This is a genomic window from Burkholderia sp. JKS000303, from assembly GCF_002563755.1.
Classification (GTDB): Bacteria; Pseudomonadota; Gammaproteobacteria; order Burkholderiales; family Burkholderiaceae; genus Burkholderia; species Burkholderia anthina_B.
This window is the reverse complement of the sequence record NZ_PDBZ01000005.1, coordinates 170457-186035: the sequence shown is the minus strand read 5'-3', so window position 1 is coordinate 186035 and position 15579 is coordinate 170457. Positions and strand designations below refer to the sequence as shown.

Below are 15579 nucleotides of genomic sequence, written 5' to 3'. Positions count from 1 at the left end.
CAGGGCCGGCGGAACTGCGGAGCAGGTGTTCGCAAATCGACGCACGGGGAGGTGTCATGGAGCAGGGCAAAGACCGGTCACTGGTCGCCAAAGTGATGGATGGGCTTGTCGCGGGTATCGTCGAAGACAAGTACGGCGGCATTCTGCCGCCGCAGGACGTGCTGTCGAAAGAGTTCGATGTGAGCCGTACGGTGATGCGGGAAGCATTGTCGATGTTGCTTGCACGCGACATGCTGGACGTGCGTCCGAAAGTCGGTACGCGCGTTCGACCGATGCGTGACTGGCGGATGATCGATGAGGATGTGGTGAGCTGGCGGTTTCGCGCGAAACCGGATCCCCAGTTCATGCGCGACGTCATCGAATTCCGGATGCTGATCGAACCGCGCGCGACTGCGCAGGCGGCGGTACGCGCGACGGCTGTCGACATCGCGGGCATTCGGGAAGCGTTCGAAGCGTTCAAGGCGTTGCAGCCGGGCGACCCCGGTTACGACACCGCGGACGAACTGCTGCACACGCGGATCGTCCAGGCGAGCGGCAACCAGTTCTTCCAGCAGATGGCGGCGATCGTGCGCGGTGCAGTGCGCCTCGTGAATCCGCGCGTCGCGCAGAAGGACGGTGCGCACGACATCGCGGTGAAGGCGCATGCACGCGTCGTCGACGCGATCGAACGGCGCGATCCGCGTGAAGCCGAAGCGGCGTCGCTCGCATTGATCGATTTCAGCGCCGACGAGATCTCGCGCGATTTCTCCGTCGACGTGCCCGTGCGGGCCTGAATCGGCGCGCATCGTCATCCGTGCTGCATCCGTGAGTCGCCGAGCCGTTTATCATGACGGCCGGCCGGCAACATGCCGGCCGCCGTTATACGACCGACACGGAAGATCCGGATGAACGACCTCGACAAGCGCCCGGTGCGCTTCGGCATCATCGGCGCAGGCAGCATCGCACGCCGTTTCGCACAAAGCCTCGCTCACGTGCCGGGTGCCGTGCTCGCCGGCGTGTGGGCACGCCGGCCCGACGCCGCCATCGCGTTTTGCGACGGCAGCGGCGCAACGCCTGCCGCCAGCCTCGATGCGCTCCTCGCGAGCGACATCGATGCGATCTACATCGCGACGCTCCACGACAGTCATGCGCAGTACGCGCTGGCCGCGCTCGCGGCCGGCAAGGCCGTGCTGTGCGAAAAGCCCGCGACGCTGAACGCCGCGCAGCTCGGCACCGTGCTGGATGCGGCGCGCGACACCGGACGGCTCTTCATGGAGGCGATGAAGCCGCCGTTCTTTCCGCTGTACCGTCAGTTGCGTGCGCACCTGCAAGACGACCCGATCGGCGAGATCCGGCTCGTGCGGGCGGGTTGCGCATCGTCGTCGGTGCCGGACGATCATTCCGTCTATCGTCTCGATCGCGCCGGCGGCGCGCTGCTCGACATCGGGATCTACGAAGCGTTTCTCGCGGTCGACTGGCTGGGTGCGGCGCGCGACGTGCAGACGCTCGGCCGTATCGGCACAACGGGTGTCGACATGTTCGCGAGCCTGAACAGCCATCACGCGAACGGCGGGATCTCACAGCTCTTTTGCGGGCTCGACGTGATGGGGCGCGGCGACGCGCTGATCGCCGCGGCGGGCGGGCACGTGACGATTCACGAGAAGTGGTGGAACCCCGCGCGTGCGACGATCCGCTATGCCGACGGCCGCACCGTCGAGCTCGATGCGCCGGTCGACGGCGGTGGCCTGAACTACGAGACCGAACATTTCTGCGACTTGCTGCGCGCGGGCAAACGGGAGAGTCCGATCATGACGCACGACCACTCGCGACAGATGATCGCGATGACCGACGCGGCACGTGCGGCGCTCGGTGTGCGTTATTCGGGCGAGTAAGCAGGAAGAACGGCGGGAAAAGCGGATGCCGGGGCGCGCAAGCGCGACCCGGCCGATGCGTGTGTTCAGTGCCGCGCGGGCAGCGACAGGCGCTTTTCGTACCAGCGCTGGACCCATTCGAGGATCTGGCACAGCACCCAGTACACGGCCGCGGCGGCCAGGTACAGCGGCAGCGGCTGATAGGTCGCCGCGATCACTTCCTGCGCGCTGCGCAGCAGCTCGGTCACGGTGATCACCGACACGAGCGACGTGTCCTTGATCAGGCTGATCAGGCTGTTCGACAGGCTCGGCACCGCGATGCGCAGCGCCTGCGGGCCGATCACGTAACGCAGCGTCTGGCTCCACGACAGCCCGAGGCTGTACGCGGCGAGCCATTGGCCGCGCGCGATCCCGTTGATCGCGCCGCGCATGCTTTCGGACATGTAAGCGGCGACGTTCGCGGACAGCGCGATGACGCCGGCCGGCGTCGGGTCGAGCGAGATGCCGAGGCTCGGCAGCCCGTAATAGATCACGAAGATCTGCACGAGCAGCGGCGTGCCGCGCATCAGGCTCACGTAGCCGCGCGCGAGCCACGCGAGCGCGTTCACCCAGATGCGCTCGAAGCCTTCGAGCGGTTCGCTTTGCCGGATGCCCATCATCGCGAGCACGACGGCGCCGAGCAGGCCGAACACCATCGACAGCACGGCGAACTTGACGGTCAGGACGGCACCTTGCGCGAGCACGGGCAGCGATTGGACGAGCAGGGACGTTGTCGACATGGAATACGAATCGAATGCGTGCGCGAAAGCGCAATCATAAACCGGACCAATAAAACAAAGGGCGGCATCGTCGCGGATGCCGCCCTTTCCGGCCCGCCGTCAGGCGGGAAACAGAGGCGTGCTTACTTGATCGGTTTCGTCACGTCGATGCCGAACCACTTGTCCGAGATCTTCGTGAACGTGCCGTCGGCTTCGAGCTGCGCCATCGCGTCGTCGATCGCCTTCTGGAACTTCGGGTTGCCCTTCTTGAACGGGATGCCCGACGGATTCGCCGAACCGACGTTCGCGCCCGGGCGCAGCGGCAGTTGCGCGTTCTTCGTCAGATACGCGAGCATCAGGCGATCGTTCAGTGCCGCGTCGAGACGGCCGGCCGCGAGGTCGCGCAGGTATTCGGGCGCGCCCGGATACGTCTTCACGTCGATGCCGGGCACCGACTTCGCCATGTCCATGTAGTTGGTGCCGAGCGCGACGCCGAGCTTCTTGCCCTTCAGGTCTTCCAGCGACTTGAACTGGCGCGGGTCGTCCTTGCGCTGGATCAGCTGCGCGGACGAATACGTGTACGCGGGCGAGAAGTCGAGCGTTTCCTTGCGCTGGTCGGTGATGCCGACCTGGTTGGCAATTACGTCGAACTTGCCGGCCTGCAGGCCCGCGATGATGCCGCTCCATTCGGTCGTGACGAATTCGGCCTTCACGCCGAGCTTCGCGGCCACGGCCTTCGCGATGTCGACGTCGAAGCCGACGAGTTCGCCTTGCGGGTTCTTCGAGTTGAACGGCGGGAACGTGCCTTCGAGGCCGACGCGCAGCGTGCCGCGTTGCTTCACCTGGTCGAGGAGGTCGGCCGCATGCGCGGTGGCCGCGGCGAACGACGTGCCGACCAGGCCGGCAACCAGCAGCTTCTTCAGCAGCGAAATTTTCATCGTGTGAGCTTCCTTGCCCCAGCGGGGCTCATGATCCTGACTGCGTGGTTGATGATAGCAAAAATGCAATCGACCACTAAATATCGTTTGTTTATGGCTATATTACGCGGCGCGTTCGCGCGCGATGGCCTTCACGCACTCGGCGACCAGCGCCGGGCCGCGATAGATGAAGCCCGTGTACAGCTGGACGAGCGATGCGCCGGCCGCGAGTTTCGCGCGCGCGTCGTCGCCGGAGAAAATGCCGCCGACGCCAATGATCGGCACTTCGCTGCCGACTTGCGCATGCAGCTTGCGGATCACTTCGTTCGATGCGTCGAACACCGGGCGGCCCGACAGGCCGCCGGCTTCGTCCGCGTGCGGCAGGCCCTGCACGGCAGCGCGCGACAGCGTGGTGTTGGTGGCGATGACCGCTTCGATCTTGTGGCGCAGCAGCGTGTCGCCGATTTCCTTGACCTGTTCGTCGTCGAGATCGGGGGCGATCTTCAGCGCGAGCGGCACGAGCTTGCCGTGCAGGTCGGCGAGGCGCTGCTGCTTGTCTTTCAGCGCGGCGAGCAGCGCGTCGAGTTCGCCCGCGCCCTGCAGCTGGCGCAGGTTCTTCGTGTTCGGCGACGAGATGTTGATCGTCACGTAGCTCGCGAACGGGTACACGCGTTCGAGGCAGTAGAGATAATCCTCCGCCGCGCGCTCGATCGGCGTGTCGGCGTTCTTGCCGATGTTCAGGCCGAGGATGCCGCGATAGCGGGCCGCCTGGACGTTCTTCACGAACTGGTCGACGCCGTGGTTGTTGAAGCCCATCCGGTTGATCAGTGCTTCGGCCTGCGGCAGGCGGAACATCCGCGGGCGCGGGTTGCCCGGCTGCGGGCGCGGCGTGACCGTGCCGACTTCGATGAAGCCGAAACCGAGCGACGCGAGGCCGTCGATGGCCGCGCCGTCCTTGTCGAGGCCGGCGGCGAGGCCGACCGGGTTGCGGAACGTGAGCCCCATCACGGTGCGCGGTGCGTCGGGCACGCGGGCCGACAGCGCGCAGGCGAGGCCCGTGCGGCCGGCCGCGCCGAGCGCGCGCAGCGTGAGGTGGTGAGCGTCTTCCGCATCCATCTTGAACAGGGATGCGCGGGCCAGCGGATAAAGGGAACTGAACACGGGAATTGGGCGAACGGCCGGAATGGATGACAACCCGCTATTTTACCGGGAGTTGCGCGGCAAGGGCGGGGTTCGGTTTGCGGGCGCCTGTGGCGTGTCTCTCGTGTTGTGCAGCAGCCCCCGGTGCCGGGGCGCCGGCGCGCGCGTCAGTTCGAGCCGGAATGCCCGCCGGGCAGCGGCGCACGGGCGAGCGCGGCGTCCACCGGCGGCAGGTCGACGCGATCCGGATCGAGCGTCTTCCAGCGGCCGTCGAGCAACCCTTCGAGCGGATGGAAGTTCGCCTTGTAGGCCATCTTCGGGCTTTCGCGGATCCAGTAGCCGAGATACACGTACGGCAGGCCGAGGCTCTTCGCCTGTTCGATCTGCCACAGGATGTTGTAGGTGCCGTAGCTCGTGTGCTGGTCGTCGGGCTCGAAGAACGTGTAGACCGACGACAGCCCGTCGCCGAGGATGTCGATCATGCTGACCATACGCAGCTTGCCGGGCTCGCCGCTCGGTGCGTCGAGGTCGCGGAATTCGACGAGGCGCGAATTGATCCGGCTTTGCAGCAGGAACTGCTCGTACTGGTCGCGGCTGTCGCGATCCATTCCGCCGCCCGCATGACGTGCGGACTGGTAGCGCATGTAGAGCGCGTAGTGTTCCTCGTCGTAGTGCAGCGGCGAGACCGTCGCGACGAGCGACCGATGCCGCTTCCACATCCGGCGCTGCGTGCGCGACGGCGTGAACGCGCCGACGGGCACGCGCACGGGAACGCAGGCACGGCAGCCGTCGCAATACGGGCGATAGGTGAACACGCCCGAGCGGCGGAAGCCGGCCTTCACGAGCTCGGTATAGATGTCGGAGTTGATCAGATGGCTCGGCGTCGCGACTTGCGAGCGTGCGATGCGGCCGTCCAGATAGCTGCACGGATAGGGCGCCGTTGCATAGAATTGCAACGCCGAAAGCGGTGAAAGCGGCAGCTCAGTCGGGTGAGTCATGGGCAGCTCTCGATGCAGGGAAGGAGTGCCGCGCTAGCGCTCGATCTCGGGGGGAGCCGCCGGTTCGGCGGGGCCCGTCAGCGCGGCGAGCACGCGCTTGTCGAACTGCCACGGAATCGGCGGTTCGGTTACCGCGCGGCGCACGTGAGCGACAAAGGCCTTGCGTGCGATCTCGCGGCCACCGAGCGACGCTAGATGCGACGTATTCTGCTGGCAGTCTATCATCTCCAGCCCCTGGTCGCGAAGGTGGGCGACGAGCGCGGCCAGCGCGATCTTCGACGCGTCGGTGGCGTCCGCATACATCGACTCGCCGAAAAACATCCGCCCGAACGCGACACCGTACAGGCCGCCGATACGGCGTCCGTCGTGCCATGTCTCGATGCTGTGCGCGTTGCCGGAGCGATAGAGCGACGTATAGGCGTCGATGATTTCGGCCGTGATCCACGTGCCGCGCTGTCCGCGCCTCGGCGCCTGCGCGCACGCGCGCATCACGCCCGGAAAATCGGCATCGACGCGCACTTCCCACGCCGGCTCGCGCAGCACGCGCTTGAGCGTCTTGCGCAGCGACGGCGACACCTTGAATTCGGCCGGCGCGAGGATCATCCGCGGGTCGGGGCTCCACCACAGCACGGGCTGGCCGTCCGAATACCACGGGAAGATGCCGCGCAGGTACGCGTCGATGAGGCGTGAAGGCAGCAGGTCGGCGCTCGCGGCGAGCAGCCCTGGCGCGCCGGTTTCGGGGCCGAGCGCGCGCTCGATGGGCGGGAACGGGTCGTCCGGACCGAGCCAGGGGACCATGGGTCGCGGGCTCAGCCGTTGCGCAGCGAGCGGAAGATATCGCCGGTATGCACGCCGTAGTCGCCGGCGGCGCGATCGGCGAAGAAGAAGCGCAGGGTCTGGCTGACGGTCGGGAACGCGATCTCGTCCCACGGAATGTCGGCTTCGTCGAACAGCTTCACTTCGAGGCTTTCCTCGCCGGCCTCGTAGGCCGGATCGACGAGCCGTGCCAGGTAGAACAGATGGACCTGGTGCACGTGCGGTACGTTGAGCAGCGTGAACAGGTTCTGCACCTCGACGCGTGCGCCGGCTTCCTCGAGCGTTTCGCGCGCGGCGGCTTCGGCCGTCGTCTCGCCCATTTCCATGAAGCCTGCCGGCAGCGTCCAGAATCCGTAGCGCGGTTCGATCGCGCGGCGGCACAGCAGAACCTGATCGCCCCAGACCGGCACGGTGCCGACCACGTTACGCGGATTCTGGTAATGGATCGTGCCGCAGTGATCGCAAACGAAGCGCTCGCGGTTGTCGCCCGGAGGAATGCGCGCGATGACTTCGTGACCGCAGACGGAGCAGAATTTCATGTCGAGTGGAAGGGACGAGGTGATGCGAGTGTATCACCGGGGCGGGGCATTCTCGAACGGCCGCGCATGTGTGCCGCATGCTGCGCGAAGTGCGGCGGGCAGTGCCAGGATCGTGCGCGGAAAAACAAAAAGCCCGGCGTTGGGCCGGGCTTTTTGCATCGAATCGGGACGTTGGTTGCGGGGGTAGGATTTGAACCTACGACCTTCGGGTTATGAGCCCGACGAGCTGCCAGACTGCTCCACCCCGCGTCCGTCGAGGAATTGAATTATATGGACTAACCCTAATGCATGCAAGCACTTTCTGACAATCGCGTTGCAATCCCTTGTACTTCGCTTGTGGGGCCGGTACGGCAGGCGCGTGCGCTAGAATCGTGCGGTTTGCTTGTGTCGTCATTCCTGCAGCGGCGTCGCGCGCGATTGCGTCGGTGCCGTTGCAACCCTCACTACTGCATCGACGGATTCATGGACATCGCTCACGATCTGCAATCGATCGGCGCGCAGGAACAGGCGCTCGTGTTTCCCCATTTCGACCCGGCACGCGCGTGGGCGCTTGGCAACCGCATGCATGCGCTCGCGACGTCGCGCGGCCACGCGGTCGCGATCGACATCGTCACGTTCGGGCAGCCGCTGTTCTATGCGGCCCTCGCGGGTGCGACGCCCGACAATGCCGACTGGGTGCGCCGCAAGCGCAACGTCGTCGCGCATTTCCGCCGCAGCTCGTATGCGATCGGCCTGCGCATGCAGCAGGCCGGCGCCACGCTCGCGGACAAGCACGGGCTGCCGCTCGCCGAATACTCGCCGTACGGCGGCTCGTTTCCGCTGACCGTGGCGGGGGCGGGCGTGATCGGCTCGATCACCGCATCGGGGCTGCCGCAGCGCGCGGATCACGAGTTCGTCGTCGAAGCGCTCTGCGCCGAGCTCGGGCAGGACTACGCCGTGCTGGCGCTCGCAAGGAGCTGAACGATGCAACTGCCGGGTTACGCATGGCTCGCGATCGCGATCGTCGCGGAAGTGATCGGCACGTCCGCGCTGCGCGCGGCCGACGGCTTCACGCGCTTCTGGCCCTCGGTGCTCGTCGTGGCCGGTTACGGTGTCGCGTTCTACTGTTTGTCGATCACGCTGCGCACGATGCCGGTCGGCATCATCTATGCAGTGTGGTCAGGCGCCGGCATCGTGCTGATCACGCTTGTCGCGATGCTCCTCTATCGTCAGGTGCCGGACCTGCCGGCGGTGATCGGCCTCGGGCTGATCGTCGCGGGCGTCGTGGTGCTGAACCTGTTCTCGAAGATGCAGGCGCACTGAGCGTGCGCCCGCGATACGCCGGATGGCTCACATGACCGATTCCCCTTCCGCTGAATCCGCTCAGCCCGACGTGCGCACGTATGTTGCGAACCGTATCGGGTTTCTTGAACTGAACCGGCCGAAAGCGCTGAATGCGCTGTCGGTCGGGATGATCTGCCTGATGCAGCAGGCGCTCGACGCATGGCGCGACGATCCCGAGGTGGTCGCAGTCGTCGTGCACAGCCCGCATCCGCGCGCGTTCTGCGCGGGCGGCGACGTGCGTTTCTTCCACGACGCCTGGCAGCGCGGCGATCGCGATGCGGTCGACACGTTCTTCATCGAGGAATACACGCTCAACCATACGATCTTCGCCTATCCGAAGCCGTACATCGCGCTGATGCACGGTGTCGTGATGGGCGGCGGCATGGGCATTTCGCAGGCGGCGCGGCATACGGGCGGCCTGCGCGTCGTTACCGATTCGACGAAGATGGCGATGCCCGAAACGCGCATCGGCCTGTTCCCGGACGTCGGGATGAGCTGGTTCCTCGCGCGCACGCCGGGCGCACTCGGCCGCTATCTCGCGGTGACCGGCGCGACGCTCGACGCGGCTGGCGCACTGTATGCGCAGCTCGCCGACGTTTATCTCCCGGACGCCGCGCTGCCGGCGCTGCTCGACACGTTGCGCAGCGCGCGCATCGACAGCGGCGCGCAGGCCGTCGCGTGCGTGGCCGATGCGGCCGCCGCGCACAAGGTCGTGCCGACGCCCGACACGTCGGCGCTGGCCGACGCGCGCGCGGGGATCGACCGGCATTTCGCGCAACCCGAGATCGGTACGATCCTCGCGTCGCTCGACGCCGAGCAGGATTGCGCGGCAGTGGACGGGTGGGTCGAGAAGGCAGCGCACGCGATGCGCAGCCAGTTGTCGCCGCTGTCGATGGCCGTGTCGCTCGAAGTCGTCGAGCGGGCCCGTGGCGCGACGATGGCCGATTGCCTGCGGCGCGATCTCGACCTCACGCGTTCGACGTTTGCGCGGGGCGACGTGATCGAAGGCGTGCGCGCGTTGATCGTCGACAAGGATCACCAGCCGGCCTGGCGTTTCAAGACGACGGCCGATGTCGACCGGGCCGACGTGCTCGCGATGTTCGACAGCCCGTGGACGCCCGACACGCATCCGCTGCGCAACCTGAAGGACTGACGCGGCGCGATATCCGGCCACGAAGCAAAAAGGCCGCCTGCAGGTGCAGGCGGCCTTTTCATTTGCGGATGCCGATTCGATTCGGCTGCGGCGGGCAGGGGCCGAGCCGAAGCCGTGCGTCTTACTCGTCGCCGGCGTCATCCGACATGAACGCGCGCATGAACACGAGCGCGCCGAAGCCCCAGATCGCGTTCGCCGCGAAACCGGCCGCGAGCACCGGCATCATGTTGCCCGACGGCCAGATCCCGCGCAGCGGATCGATCGCGAACACGCGGGCGGCCGTCAGCACGATGCCGCCGAACACCAGCGCGCCGATCCACGGCGCTTCGCGTTCCGGCGACACGCGCAACAGCCACGCCATCGGAACCGCGCAGCATGCGCTGATCAACGCGTTCGCGACAAATTCAGGAATGCCGAGCGGCGCGAATGGTTGTGTGGAGAACCCGGCTGCGGCGATCAGATCGGCCGTGTGCAGCAGTGCGAGCGTGGCTTCGCGAAAGAAGAGGGCGGCCAGGAAGCCGGACAGGAACGGCAGGATGACTTTCTGCATCGGTGAGTGCATTGCAGGCGCGGCTGGCCGGGGCCGTCCGCGCGAAGTTATTCGGATAGGTGCGTCATTATAGGGCCCGGCTGCTGCGATGTTCGCTGGAGCGTCGTGCTAATCACGAAAGCGGAAAACCTAAGCTCAAAAAAATCGTTCCAAAGCCCTGCCCCGATCCCTAGACTGATTTCCCAGAAACAGCCGTGCAATCGCGTACTCGCCCGCTGCACGGCCTGACCGGCGAGCCATCCCGACTCGAACGCACACCATGCATGCGTCGCTCATCCGCGACGCGAGCAGGGCCTCGTTTTATCCGAATTCCGGCAAGGACAGTCAAGCAGGAGCAGCAGATGAATGTTTTCTGGTTTATCCCCACGCACGGCGACAGCCGTTACCTCGGCACTGCCGAAGGCGCGCGCGCCGCAGATTACGATTATTTCAAGCAGGTCGCCGTTGCGGCCGACACGCTCGGTTATGACGGCGTGCTGCTGCCGACCGGTCGTTCCTGCGAGGATGCGTGGGTCGTCGCGTCGAGCCTGATTCCCGCGACGCAGCGCCTGAAGTTCCTGGTCGCCGTGCGTCCGGGGATCGCATCGCCCGGGCTGGCAGCGCGGATGGCCGCGACGTTCGACCGTCTGTCGGGCGGCCGCCTGCTGATCAACGTCGTGACGGGCGGCGATTCGGCCGAACTCGAAGGCGACGGCCTGTTCGCCGATCACGATACGCGCTACGAGATCACCGACGATTTCCTGCATATCTGGCGCGGGCTGCTGTCCGCCTCGCACGAGAACGGCGGTTTCGACTACATCGGCAAGCACCTTCAGTCGAAAGGCGGCAAGGCGCTTTATCCGCCCGTGCAGCACCCGCATCCGCCGCTGTGGTTCGGCGGGTCGTCGCCGGCCGCGCACACGATCGCCGCGGATCACATCGACACCTATCTGACCTGGGGCGAGCCGCCCGAAGCCGTCGCGAAGAAGATCGCGGACATCCGCGCACGCGCTGAAGCGCGTGGTCGCAAGATCAAGTTCGGCATTCGCATGCACGTGATCGTGCGCGAAACCGAGGACGAAGCCTGGCGCGATGCCGAGCGCCTGATCAGCCGTCTCGACGACGACACGATCGCCCGCGCGCAAAAGGCATTCGCGAACATGGATTCCGAAGGCCAGCGCCGCATGGCCGCGCTGCACGGCGGCAAGCGCGGCGGCCGCGACGCGCTCGAGGTGTATCCGAACCTGTGGGCCGGCGTCGGTCTCGTGCGCGGCGGTGCGGGCACCGCGCTCGTCGGCAACCCCGAACAGGTTGCCGAACGCATGCGCGAATACGCGGATCTCGGCATCGAGACGTTCATCCTGTCCGGCTATCCGCATCTCGAGGAGTCGTACCGTTTCGCCGAACTCGTGTTCCCGCTGATCAAGGGCAAGGGCGCGGAAAAGGCGGCCGGCCCGCTGTCTGGCCCGTTCGGCGAGATCGTTGGCAACAACTATCTGCCGAAGGCCGGCCAGAGCTGAACGAAGGAGGCCTGCGATGACAACGAAAACGTCGACGACGGGCGCCGCGCTGGCTGCCCGCGCATGGCGCGCCATCGCGCCGTGGCTCGTGCCGATCGCATTGCTGGTCGCATGGGAGGTTGGCGCGCGCGTCGGCTGGCTGTCGACCCGCGTGCTGCCCGAACCCGTCGCGGTCGTGCGTGCGGCATGGTCGCTCGTGACGTCCGGCGAAATGTGGGCGAATGTGAAGGTCAGCACGTGGCGAGCGCTGTTCGGCTTTGTGATTGGCGGCGGCGTCGGCCTCGCGCTGGGGCTCGCGACCGGTCTGTCGAAAGCGGCGGAGGTCGCGCTCGATTCGACGATCCAGATGATCCGCAACATCCCGGCGCTTGCGATGATTCCGCTCGTGATCCTGTGGTTCGGCATCGACGAGAAGGCGAAGCTGTTCCTCGTCGCGCTCGGCGTGTTCTTCCCTGTGTACATCAACACGTATCACGGGATTCGCTCGGTCGACGCGAACCTGATCGAGATGGCGAAGAGCTACGGCGTGCGCGGCTTCGCGCTGTACCGCGACGTGATCCTGCCCGGTGCGTTGCCGTCGATTCTCGTCGGCGTGCGTTTCGCGCTCGGGTTGATGTGGGTGATGCTGATCGTCGCGGAAACGATTTCCGCGCAGTCGGGCATCGGCTACATGACGATGAACGCGCGTGAATTCCTGCAAACCGACGTGGTGGTGGTCGGCATCCTGCTGTACGCGGTGCTCGGCAAGCTGGCCGACGTGCTGGCGAAGTGGATCGAGCGCGTGACGCTGCGCTGGCACCCCGCTTATCAATCAGGAGCAAAGGCATGAATGCGACGACTTCGGCGGCCGTCTACGGCCCGCTCGCCGGCGCAGACCTCGAGGCCGAACTGGCGCAGGCGCGCGTGACCGACGGCGACGCGCGAGACGCGGCGATCGTCGACCGGGACGGCAGCGCATCCGTCGTTCCGCTTGCGCGGCGGCGCATCGGCAGCCCGGCACCGGACGATGCGGTGACGCTGTCCGGCGTCAGCAAGCGCTTCGGCGAGCGCACGGTGCTCGACAACGTCGAACTCGGCATCGCGCGCAGCAGTTTCGTCGCGATCGTCGGGCGCAGCGGTTGCGGCAAGTCCACGCTGCTGCGTCTCGTCGCGGGGCTCGAGCAACCGAGCAGCGGCGCGCTCGTGACGCGCGGCGAGGGCGGTGGCGCGCTCGATACGCGGATCATGTACCAGGACGCGCGGCTCCTGCCGTGGAAGACCGTGCTGCAGAACGTGATGCTGGGCCTCGGGCGCGGTGCGCGCGATCAGGCGCGTGCCGTGCTCGACGAAGTCGGCCTGCTCGAGCGTGCGAACGACTGGCCTGCTCAATTGTCGGGCGGCCAGCGGCAGCGGGTCGCGCTGGCGCGTGCGCTCGTGCACCGGCCGCAGTTGCTGCTGCTCGACGAGCCGCTCGGCGCGCTCGACGCGCTGACCCGCATCGAGATGCATGCGCTGATCGAGCGGTTGTGGCGCGAACACCGGTTCACCGCGCTGCTCGTCACGCACGACGTGCAGGAAGCCGTCGCGCTCGGCGACCGGATCTTGCTCATCGAGCAGGGCCGTGTCGCCCTCGATCAGCCCGTGCCGCTCGAACGGCCACGCGCTCGCGCGTCGGCCGCGTTTGCGGCGCTGGAAGATCACGTGCTGCAACGCGTGCTCGCCGGTGGACCCGGGGCGGCCGATCAGCGCGCGGCGCTTGACGTCGATAACGTACGACCGGTCGGGCAGATCCGCTGGGCCGTTTAAATCCGGGCGGCATCCGCCGCTCGTTCTCAGACTTTTTGTTCGGAGCGATCAACCCGATGAGCATCACTGCAATCAACGTACGTAACCAGTTCAAAGGCAAGGTGAAGGAGATCATTCGCGGGCCGGTGGTGTCCGAGGTCGACGTCGAGACGCCGTTCGGCATCGTCACGTCGGTGATCACGACCCGTTCGGTCGACGAGCTCGAACTGAAGGTCGGCGCGGAAGTCGTCGCGCTCGTGAAGTCGACGGAAGTGTCGATCGCGCGCCTCTGAGTGCGTGTCGCCGCCGTGCGGCGCGGACGGGCCGACCGCTCGTCCGCCCGCGTGGCTGCGGCGCCGGGCGGTTCCGTCACGCGTTTGTCGCGGTATTCGATGTCGATATGAAGTGCTAGGATGGAACGACACCGATGCCGGAGGCCAACGCATGACCCCCATCCTTTCTCCCGAAGCCTTCGAGGCGCTGAAGTGGATCGACCAGTTCGGCGACAGCCGGCCGGTTCCCGCTGCGTTCGACGACGTCGTCTATGCGTTGCTGAACGAAGGGCTGATCTATCAGGCGGCTGCCGATCGCGTCGATCTCACCGACGACGGCAAATCCATTTTGTCTAACGAATACGATTGAGCGCACGGTGCCGGCCGCGAGACGGCCTGGCGCTGCGTCGCCACGGAGCGAGCGATGGAACCGAGAGGCAGCGATCTCGGCGATTTCAGCGAGCCGTACCGCGGCTTCGAGATCGAGGTGAAGACCGAGCAGGTCTGGGACGGCGAGCATGCCCACTATCGCGTGCTGCAAGGCGCCGCCGTGCGGATCGACTGGCGGCTCGTGAAGGTCGACGGCGTGCTGCTGACCGAACGGCGCGTGATCGAACGCGTGCTCGAAGAGGCGCGCCGTGCCGTCGATGCCGAACTGGGCGAGGGCGGTCAAACCTAGTCGAGCCGGGCTGGCGGGCCGGTTCGGCCGCGTTGCGGTAAAATCTCGGGTTGTCTCCCGCGCCGCTTGCTGCCCCGAATTCCATGTTCGCACCGTCCTCGCTTCCTCCCCGCCGCGTTTCCGTCGCGCCCATGCTCGACTGGACCGACCGTCATTGCCGGTCGTTCCATCGCACGCTGACGCGCGACACGTGGCTGTATACGGAAATGATCACGACGGGCGCGCTGCTGTTCGGCGACGCCCAGCGGCATCTCGCGTTCACGCCGAATGAGTCGCCGGTCGCGCTGCAGCTTGGCGGCAGCGAGCGGGACGATCTCGCGCGCGCGGCGAAGCTCGGCGAGCAGTGGGGCTATGACGAGATCAACCTGAATTGCGGATGTCCGTCCGAGCGCGTGCAGCGTGGTGCGTTCGGCGCGTGCCTGATGAACGAGCCGCAACTGGTGGCCGACTGCGTGAAGGCGATGCGCGATGCAGTGTCGGTGCCGGTGACGGTCAAGCACCGGATCGGTGTCGACGCGGTCGAGGATTATGCGTTCGTGCGCGACTTCGTCGGCACGGTGGCGGAAGCGGGCTGCGAGACGTTCGTCGTACACGCGCGCAATGCGATCCTGAAGGGGCTGTCGCCGAAGGAGAACCGCGAGATCCCGCCGCTCAAGTATGAGTATGCGTATCAGTTGAAGCGCGATTTCCCGTCGCTGGAGATCGTGATCAACGGCGGGATCAAGACGCTCGACGAAGTCGCGCTGCATCTCGAGCACGTCGACGGCGTGATGCTCGGGCGTGAGGCGTATCACAACCCGTATGTGCTCGCGGAAGTCGATGCGCGCTTCTATGGGTCGACCGCGGCGGTGTCGACGCGTGAAGAGGCCGAGGCGCAACTGATCGAATACTGCGCGGCGGAGCTGAAGCGCGGCACGTATCTCGGCGCGATCGTCCGGCATGCGCTTGGGCTCTATCGTGGCGTCGCCGGGGCGCGTGGCTGGCGTCGTGTGCTGTCCGACAACAAGAAGCTCGCGCGTGGCGATCTGGCCGTGTTTGACGAGGCGCGCACGCATCTGAACGACGCCATCGAAAATTTTGAAAAAAATGCTTTGCAAGACGGAAAAGTCTTCGTATAATCTTGTTCTTCGCTGCTGAACACGAAACGAAGCAGCGAAGAAAAAAAGCAGTATCAGTGGTGGCTGTAGCTCAGTTGGTAGAGTCCAGGATTGTGATTCCTGTCGTCGTGGGTTCGAGTCCCATCAGCCACCCCAAAGAATTCCTAGCGGTATCAAGTAGTTAGAAACGGCACTGTTCGAAAAGACAGTGCCGTTTTTGTTTT

General features: G+C 66.0%; 19 protein-coding genes and 2 tRNA genes. 13 read left to right on the top strand and 8 right to left on the bottom strand.

Features of this window, described 5'->3' with window-relative positions; translation table 11 throughout:
• The first annotated feature begins 56 nt into the window (after positions 1-56).
• Both BX604_RS37275 and BX604_RS37270 read left to right on the top strand, forming a co-directional pair.
• The gene (locus BX604_RS37275) at positions 57-773 is read left to right on the top strand and encodes a FadR/GntR family transcriptional regulator (RefSeq protein ID WP_098556956.1); all 717 of its coding nucleotides are present in this window, start codon (positions 57-59) and stop codon (positions 771-773) included.
• Positions 774-884: 111 nt separating this feature from the next.
• Complete coding sequence (locus tag BX604_RS37270) at positions 885-1871, top strand: Gfo/Idh/MocA family protein (protein WP_098556954.1); 987 nt, start codon at positions 885-887, stop codon at positions 1869-1871.
• 65 nt (positions 1872-1936) lie between these two features.
• Here the strand turns inward: BX604_RS37270 and BX604_RS37265 are convergent, their stop codons facing one another.
• From BX604_RS37265 to BX604_RS37235, 7 genes are all read right to left on the bottom strand, one after another.
• Positions 1937-2629, bottom strand: coding sequence for an amino acid ABC transporter permease (locus BX604_RS37265; protein ID WP_096508325.1), 693 nt, complete (start codon positions 2627-2629; stop codon positions 1937-1939).
• Positions 2630-2751: 122 nt separating this feature from the next.
• On the bottom strand, positions 2752-3546 hold the full coding sequence (locus tag BX604_RS37260) for a cystine ABC transporter substrate-binding protein (protein ID WP_098556952.1): 795 nt from the start codon (positions 3544-3546) through the stop codon (positions 2752-2754).
• Between the two features lie 102 nt (positions 3547-3648).
• The gene (locus tag BX604_RS37255) at positions 3649-4686 is read right to left on the bottom strand and encodes a quinone-dependent dihydroorotate dehydrogenase (RefSeq protein WP_098556950.1); all 1038 of its coding nucleotides are present in this window, start codon (positions 4684-4686) and stop codon (positions 3649-3651) included.
• A gap of 146 nt (positions 4687-4832) precedes the next feature.
• A complete protein-coding gene (locus tag BX604_RS37250; RefSeq protein WP_098556948.1) occupies positions 4833-5663 on the bottom strand; it encodes an arginyltransferase in 831 nt (276 codons plus the stop codon).
• A 33-nt stretch (positions 5664-5696) separates the two neighbouring features.
• Complete coding sequence (aat, locus tag BX604_RS37245) at positions 5697-6461, bottom strand: leucyl/phenylalanyl-tRNA--protein transferase (protein ID WP_098556946.1); 765 nt, start codon at positions 6459-6461, stop codon at positions 5697-5699.
• Positions 6462-6472: 11 nt separating this feature from the next.
• Positions 6473-7018 (bottom strand): NUDIX hydrolase, encoded by a 546-nt coding sequence (locus tag BX604_RS37240; RefSeq protein WP_098556944.1) that lies wholly within the window; start codon positions 7016-7018, stop codon positions 6473-6475.
• 172 nt (positions 7019-7190) lie between these two features.
• Positions 7191-7267: transfer RNA gene (locus BX604_RS37235), tRNA-Met, on the bottom strand.
• Positions 7268-7480: 213 nt separating this feature from the next.
• Between BX604_RS37235 and BX604_RS37230 the strand changes: the two genes are divergently transcribed.
• The 3 genes from BX604_RS37230 to BX604_RS37220 are packed head-to-tail and all read left to right on the top strand — an operon-like array spanning position 7481 to position 9494.
• Positions 7481-7978 (top strand): heme-degrading domain-containing protein, encoded by a 498-nt coding sequence (locus tag BX604_RS37230; protein WP_098556942.1) that lies wholly within the window; start codon positions 7481-7483, stop codon positions 7976-7978.
• Between the two features lie 9 nt (positions 7979-7987).
• Positions 7988-8320, top strand: a complete 333-nt coding sequence (locus BX604_RS37225; protein WP_373562458.1) for a DMT family transporter — start codon at positions 7988-7990, stop codon at positions 8318-8320.
• 22 nt (positions 8321-8342) lie between these two features.
• Positions 8343-9494, top strand: coding sequence for an enoyl-CoA hydratase/isomerase family protein (locus BX604_RS37220; RefSeq protein ID WP_098556937.1), 1152 nt, complete (start codon positions 8343-8345; stop codon positions 9492-9494).
• 121 nt (positions 9495-9615) lie between these two features.
• On the opposite strand, the gene BX604_RS37215 is transcribed toward BX604_RS37220, so the two are convergent.
• Entirely contained in the window at positions 9616-10044 is a 429-nt protein-coding gene (locus BX604_RS37215; RefSeq protein ID WP_098557160.1) for a hypothetical protein, read from the bottom strand.
• Positions 10045-10385: 341 nt separating this feature from the next.
• Between BX604_RS37215 and ssuD the strand changes: the two genes are divergently transcribed.
• The 8 genes from ssuD (at position 10386) to BX604_RS37175 (ending at position 15511) form a co-directional block, all read left to right on the top strand.
• Positions 10386-11543, top strand: a complete 1158-nt coding sequence (gene ssuD / locus BX604_RS37210; RefSeq protein WP_098556934.1) for an FMNH2-dependent alkanesulfonate monooxygenase — start codon at positions 10386-10388, stop codon at positions 11541-11543.
• A gap of 16 nt (positions 11544-11559) precedes the next feature.
• Positions 11560-12372 (top strand): aliphatic sulfonate ABC transporter permease SsuC, encoded by an 813-nt coding sequence (gene ssuC, locus BX604_RS37205; RefSeq protein ID WP_098556932.1) that lies wholly within the window; start codon positions 11560-11562, stop codon positions 12370-12372.
• Positions 12369-13328, top strand: coding sequence for an ATP-binding cassette domain-containing protein (locus BX604_RS37200; protein WP_098556930.1), 960 nt, complete (start codon positions 12369-12371; stop codon positions 13326-13328). Before ssuC ends, BX604_RS37200 begins: the two co-directional genes overlap by 4 nt.
• Positions 13329-13384: 56 nt before the next feature.
• Positions 13385-13600 carry a TOBE domain-containing protein gene (locus BX604_RS37195; protein WP_006400187.1) on the top strand — a complete coding sequence of 72 codons (216 nt, stop codon included), beginning with the start codon at positions 13385-13387 and terminating at the stop codon, positions 13598-13600.
• A 151-nt stretch (positions 13601-13751) separates the two neighbouring features.
• A complete protein-coding gene (locus tag BX604_RS37190; protein ID WP_098556928.1) occupies positions 13752-13949 on the top strand; it encodes a hypothetical protein in 198 nt (65 codons plus the stop codon).
• Between the two features lie 54 nt (positions 13950-14003).
• Positions 14004-14258, top strand: coding sequence for a hypothetical protein (locus BX604_RS37185; protein WP_098556926.1), 255 nt, complete (start codon positions 14004-14006; stop codon positions 14256-14258).
• Between the two features lie 131 nt (positions 14259-14389).
• Positions 14390-15376 (top strand): tRNA dihydrouridine(20/20a) synthase DusA, encoded by a 987-nt coding sequence (gene dusA, locus BX604_RS37180; protein ID WP_244109167.1) that lies wholly within the window; start codon positions 14390-14392, stop codon positions 15374-15376.
• A gap of 59 nt (positions 15377-15435) precedes the next feature.
• Positions 15436-15511: transfer RNA gene (locus BX604_RS37175), tRNA-His, on the top strand.
• Positions 15512-15579 lie beyond the last annotated feature (68 nt).

Coding starts and splice junctions, on each gene's coding strand:
- BX604_RS37275 (WP_098556956.1), top strand. CDS start 57: ATGGAGCAGGGCAAAGACCGGTCACTGGTCGCCAAAGTGATGGATGGG.
- BX604_RS37270 (WP_098556954.1), top strand. CDS start 885: ATGAACGACCTCGACAAGCGCCCGGTGCGCTTCGGCATCATCGGCGCA.
- BX604_RS37265 (WP_096508325.1), bottom strand. CDS start 2,629: ATGTCGACAACGTCCCTGCTCGTCCAATCGCTGCCCGTGCTCGCGCAA.
- BX604_RS37260 (WP_098556952.1), bottom strand. CDS start 3,546: ATGAAAATTTCGCTGCTGAAGAAGCTGCTGGTTGCCGGCCTGGTCGGC.
- BX604_RS37250 (WP_098556948.1), bottom strand. CDS start 5,663: ATGACTCACCCGACTGAGCTGCCGCTTTCACCGCTTTCGGCGTTGCAA.
- aat (WP_098556946.1), bottom strand. CDS start 6,461: ATGGTCCCCTGGCTCGGTCCGGACGACCCGTTCCCGCCCATCGAGCGC.
- BX604_RS37240 (WP_098556944.1), bottom strand. CDS start 7,018: ATGAAATTCTGCTCCGTCTGCGGTCACGAAGTCATCGCGCGCATTCCT.
- BX604_RS37230 (WP_098556942.1), top strand. CDS start 7,481: ATGGACATCGCTCACGATCTGCAATCGATCGGCGCGCAGGAACAGGCG.
- BX604_RS37220 (WP_098556937.1), top strand. CDS start 8,343: ATGGCTCACATGACCGATTCCCCTTCCGCTGAATCCGCTCAGCCCGAC.
- BX604_RS37215 (WP_098557160.1), bottom strand. CDS start 10,044: ATGCAGAAAGTCATCCTGCCGTTCCTGTCCGGCTTCCTGGCCGCCCTC.
- ssuD (WP_098556934.1), top strand. CDS start 10,386: ATGAATGTTTTCTGGTTTATCCCCACGCACGGCGACAGCCGTTACCTC.
- ssuC (WP_098556932.1), top strand. CDS start 11,560: ATGACAACGAAAACGTCGACGACGGGCGCCGCGCTGGCTGCCCGCGCA.
- BX604_RS37200 (WP_098556930.1), top strand. CDS start 12,369: ATGAATGCGACGACTTCGGCGGCCGTCTACGGCCCGCTCGCCGGCGCA.
- BX604_RS37195 (WP_006400187.1), top strand. CDS start 13,385: ATGAGCATCACTGCAATCAACGTACGTAACCAGTTCAAAGGCAAGGTG.
- BX604_RS37190 (WP_098556928.1), top strand. CDS start 13,752: ATGACCCCCATCCTTTCTCCCGAAGCCTTCGAGGCGCTGAAGTGGATC.
- BX604_RS37185 (WP_098556926.1), top strand. CDS start 14,004: ATGGAACCGAGAGGCAGCGATCTCGGCGATTTCAGCGAGCCGTACCGC.
- dusA (WP_244109167.1), top strand. CDS start 14,390: ATGCTCGACTGGACCGACCGTCATTGCCGGTCGTTCCATCGCACGCTG.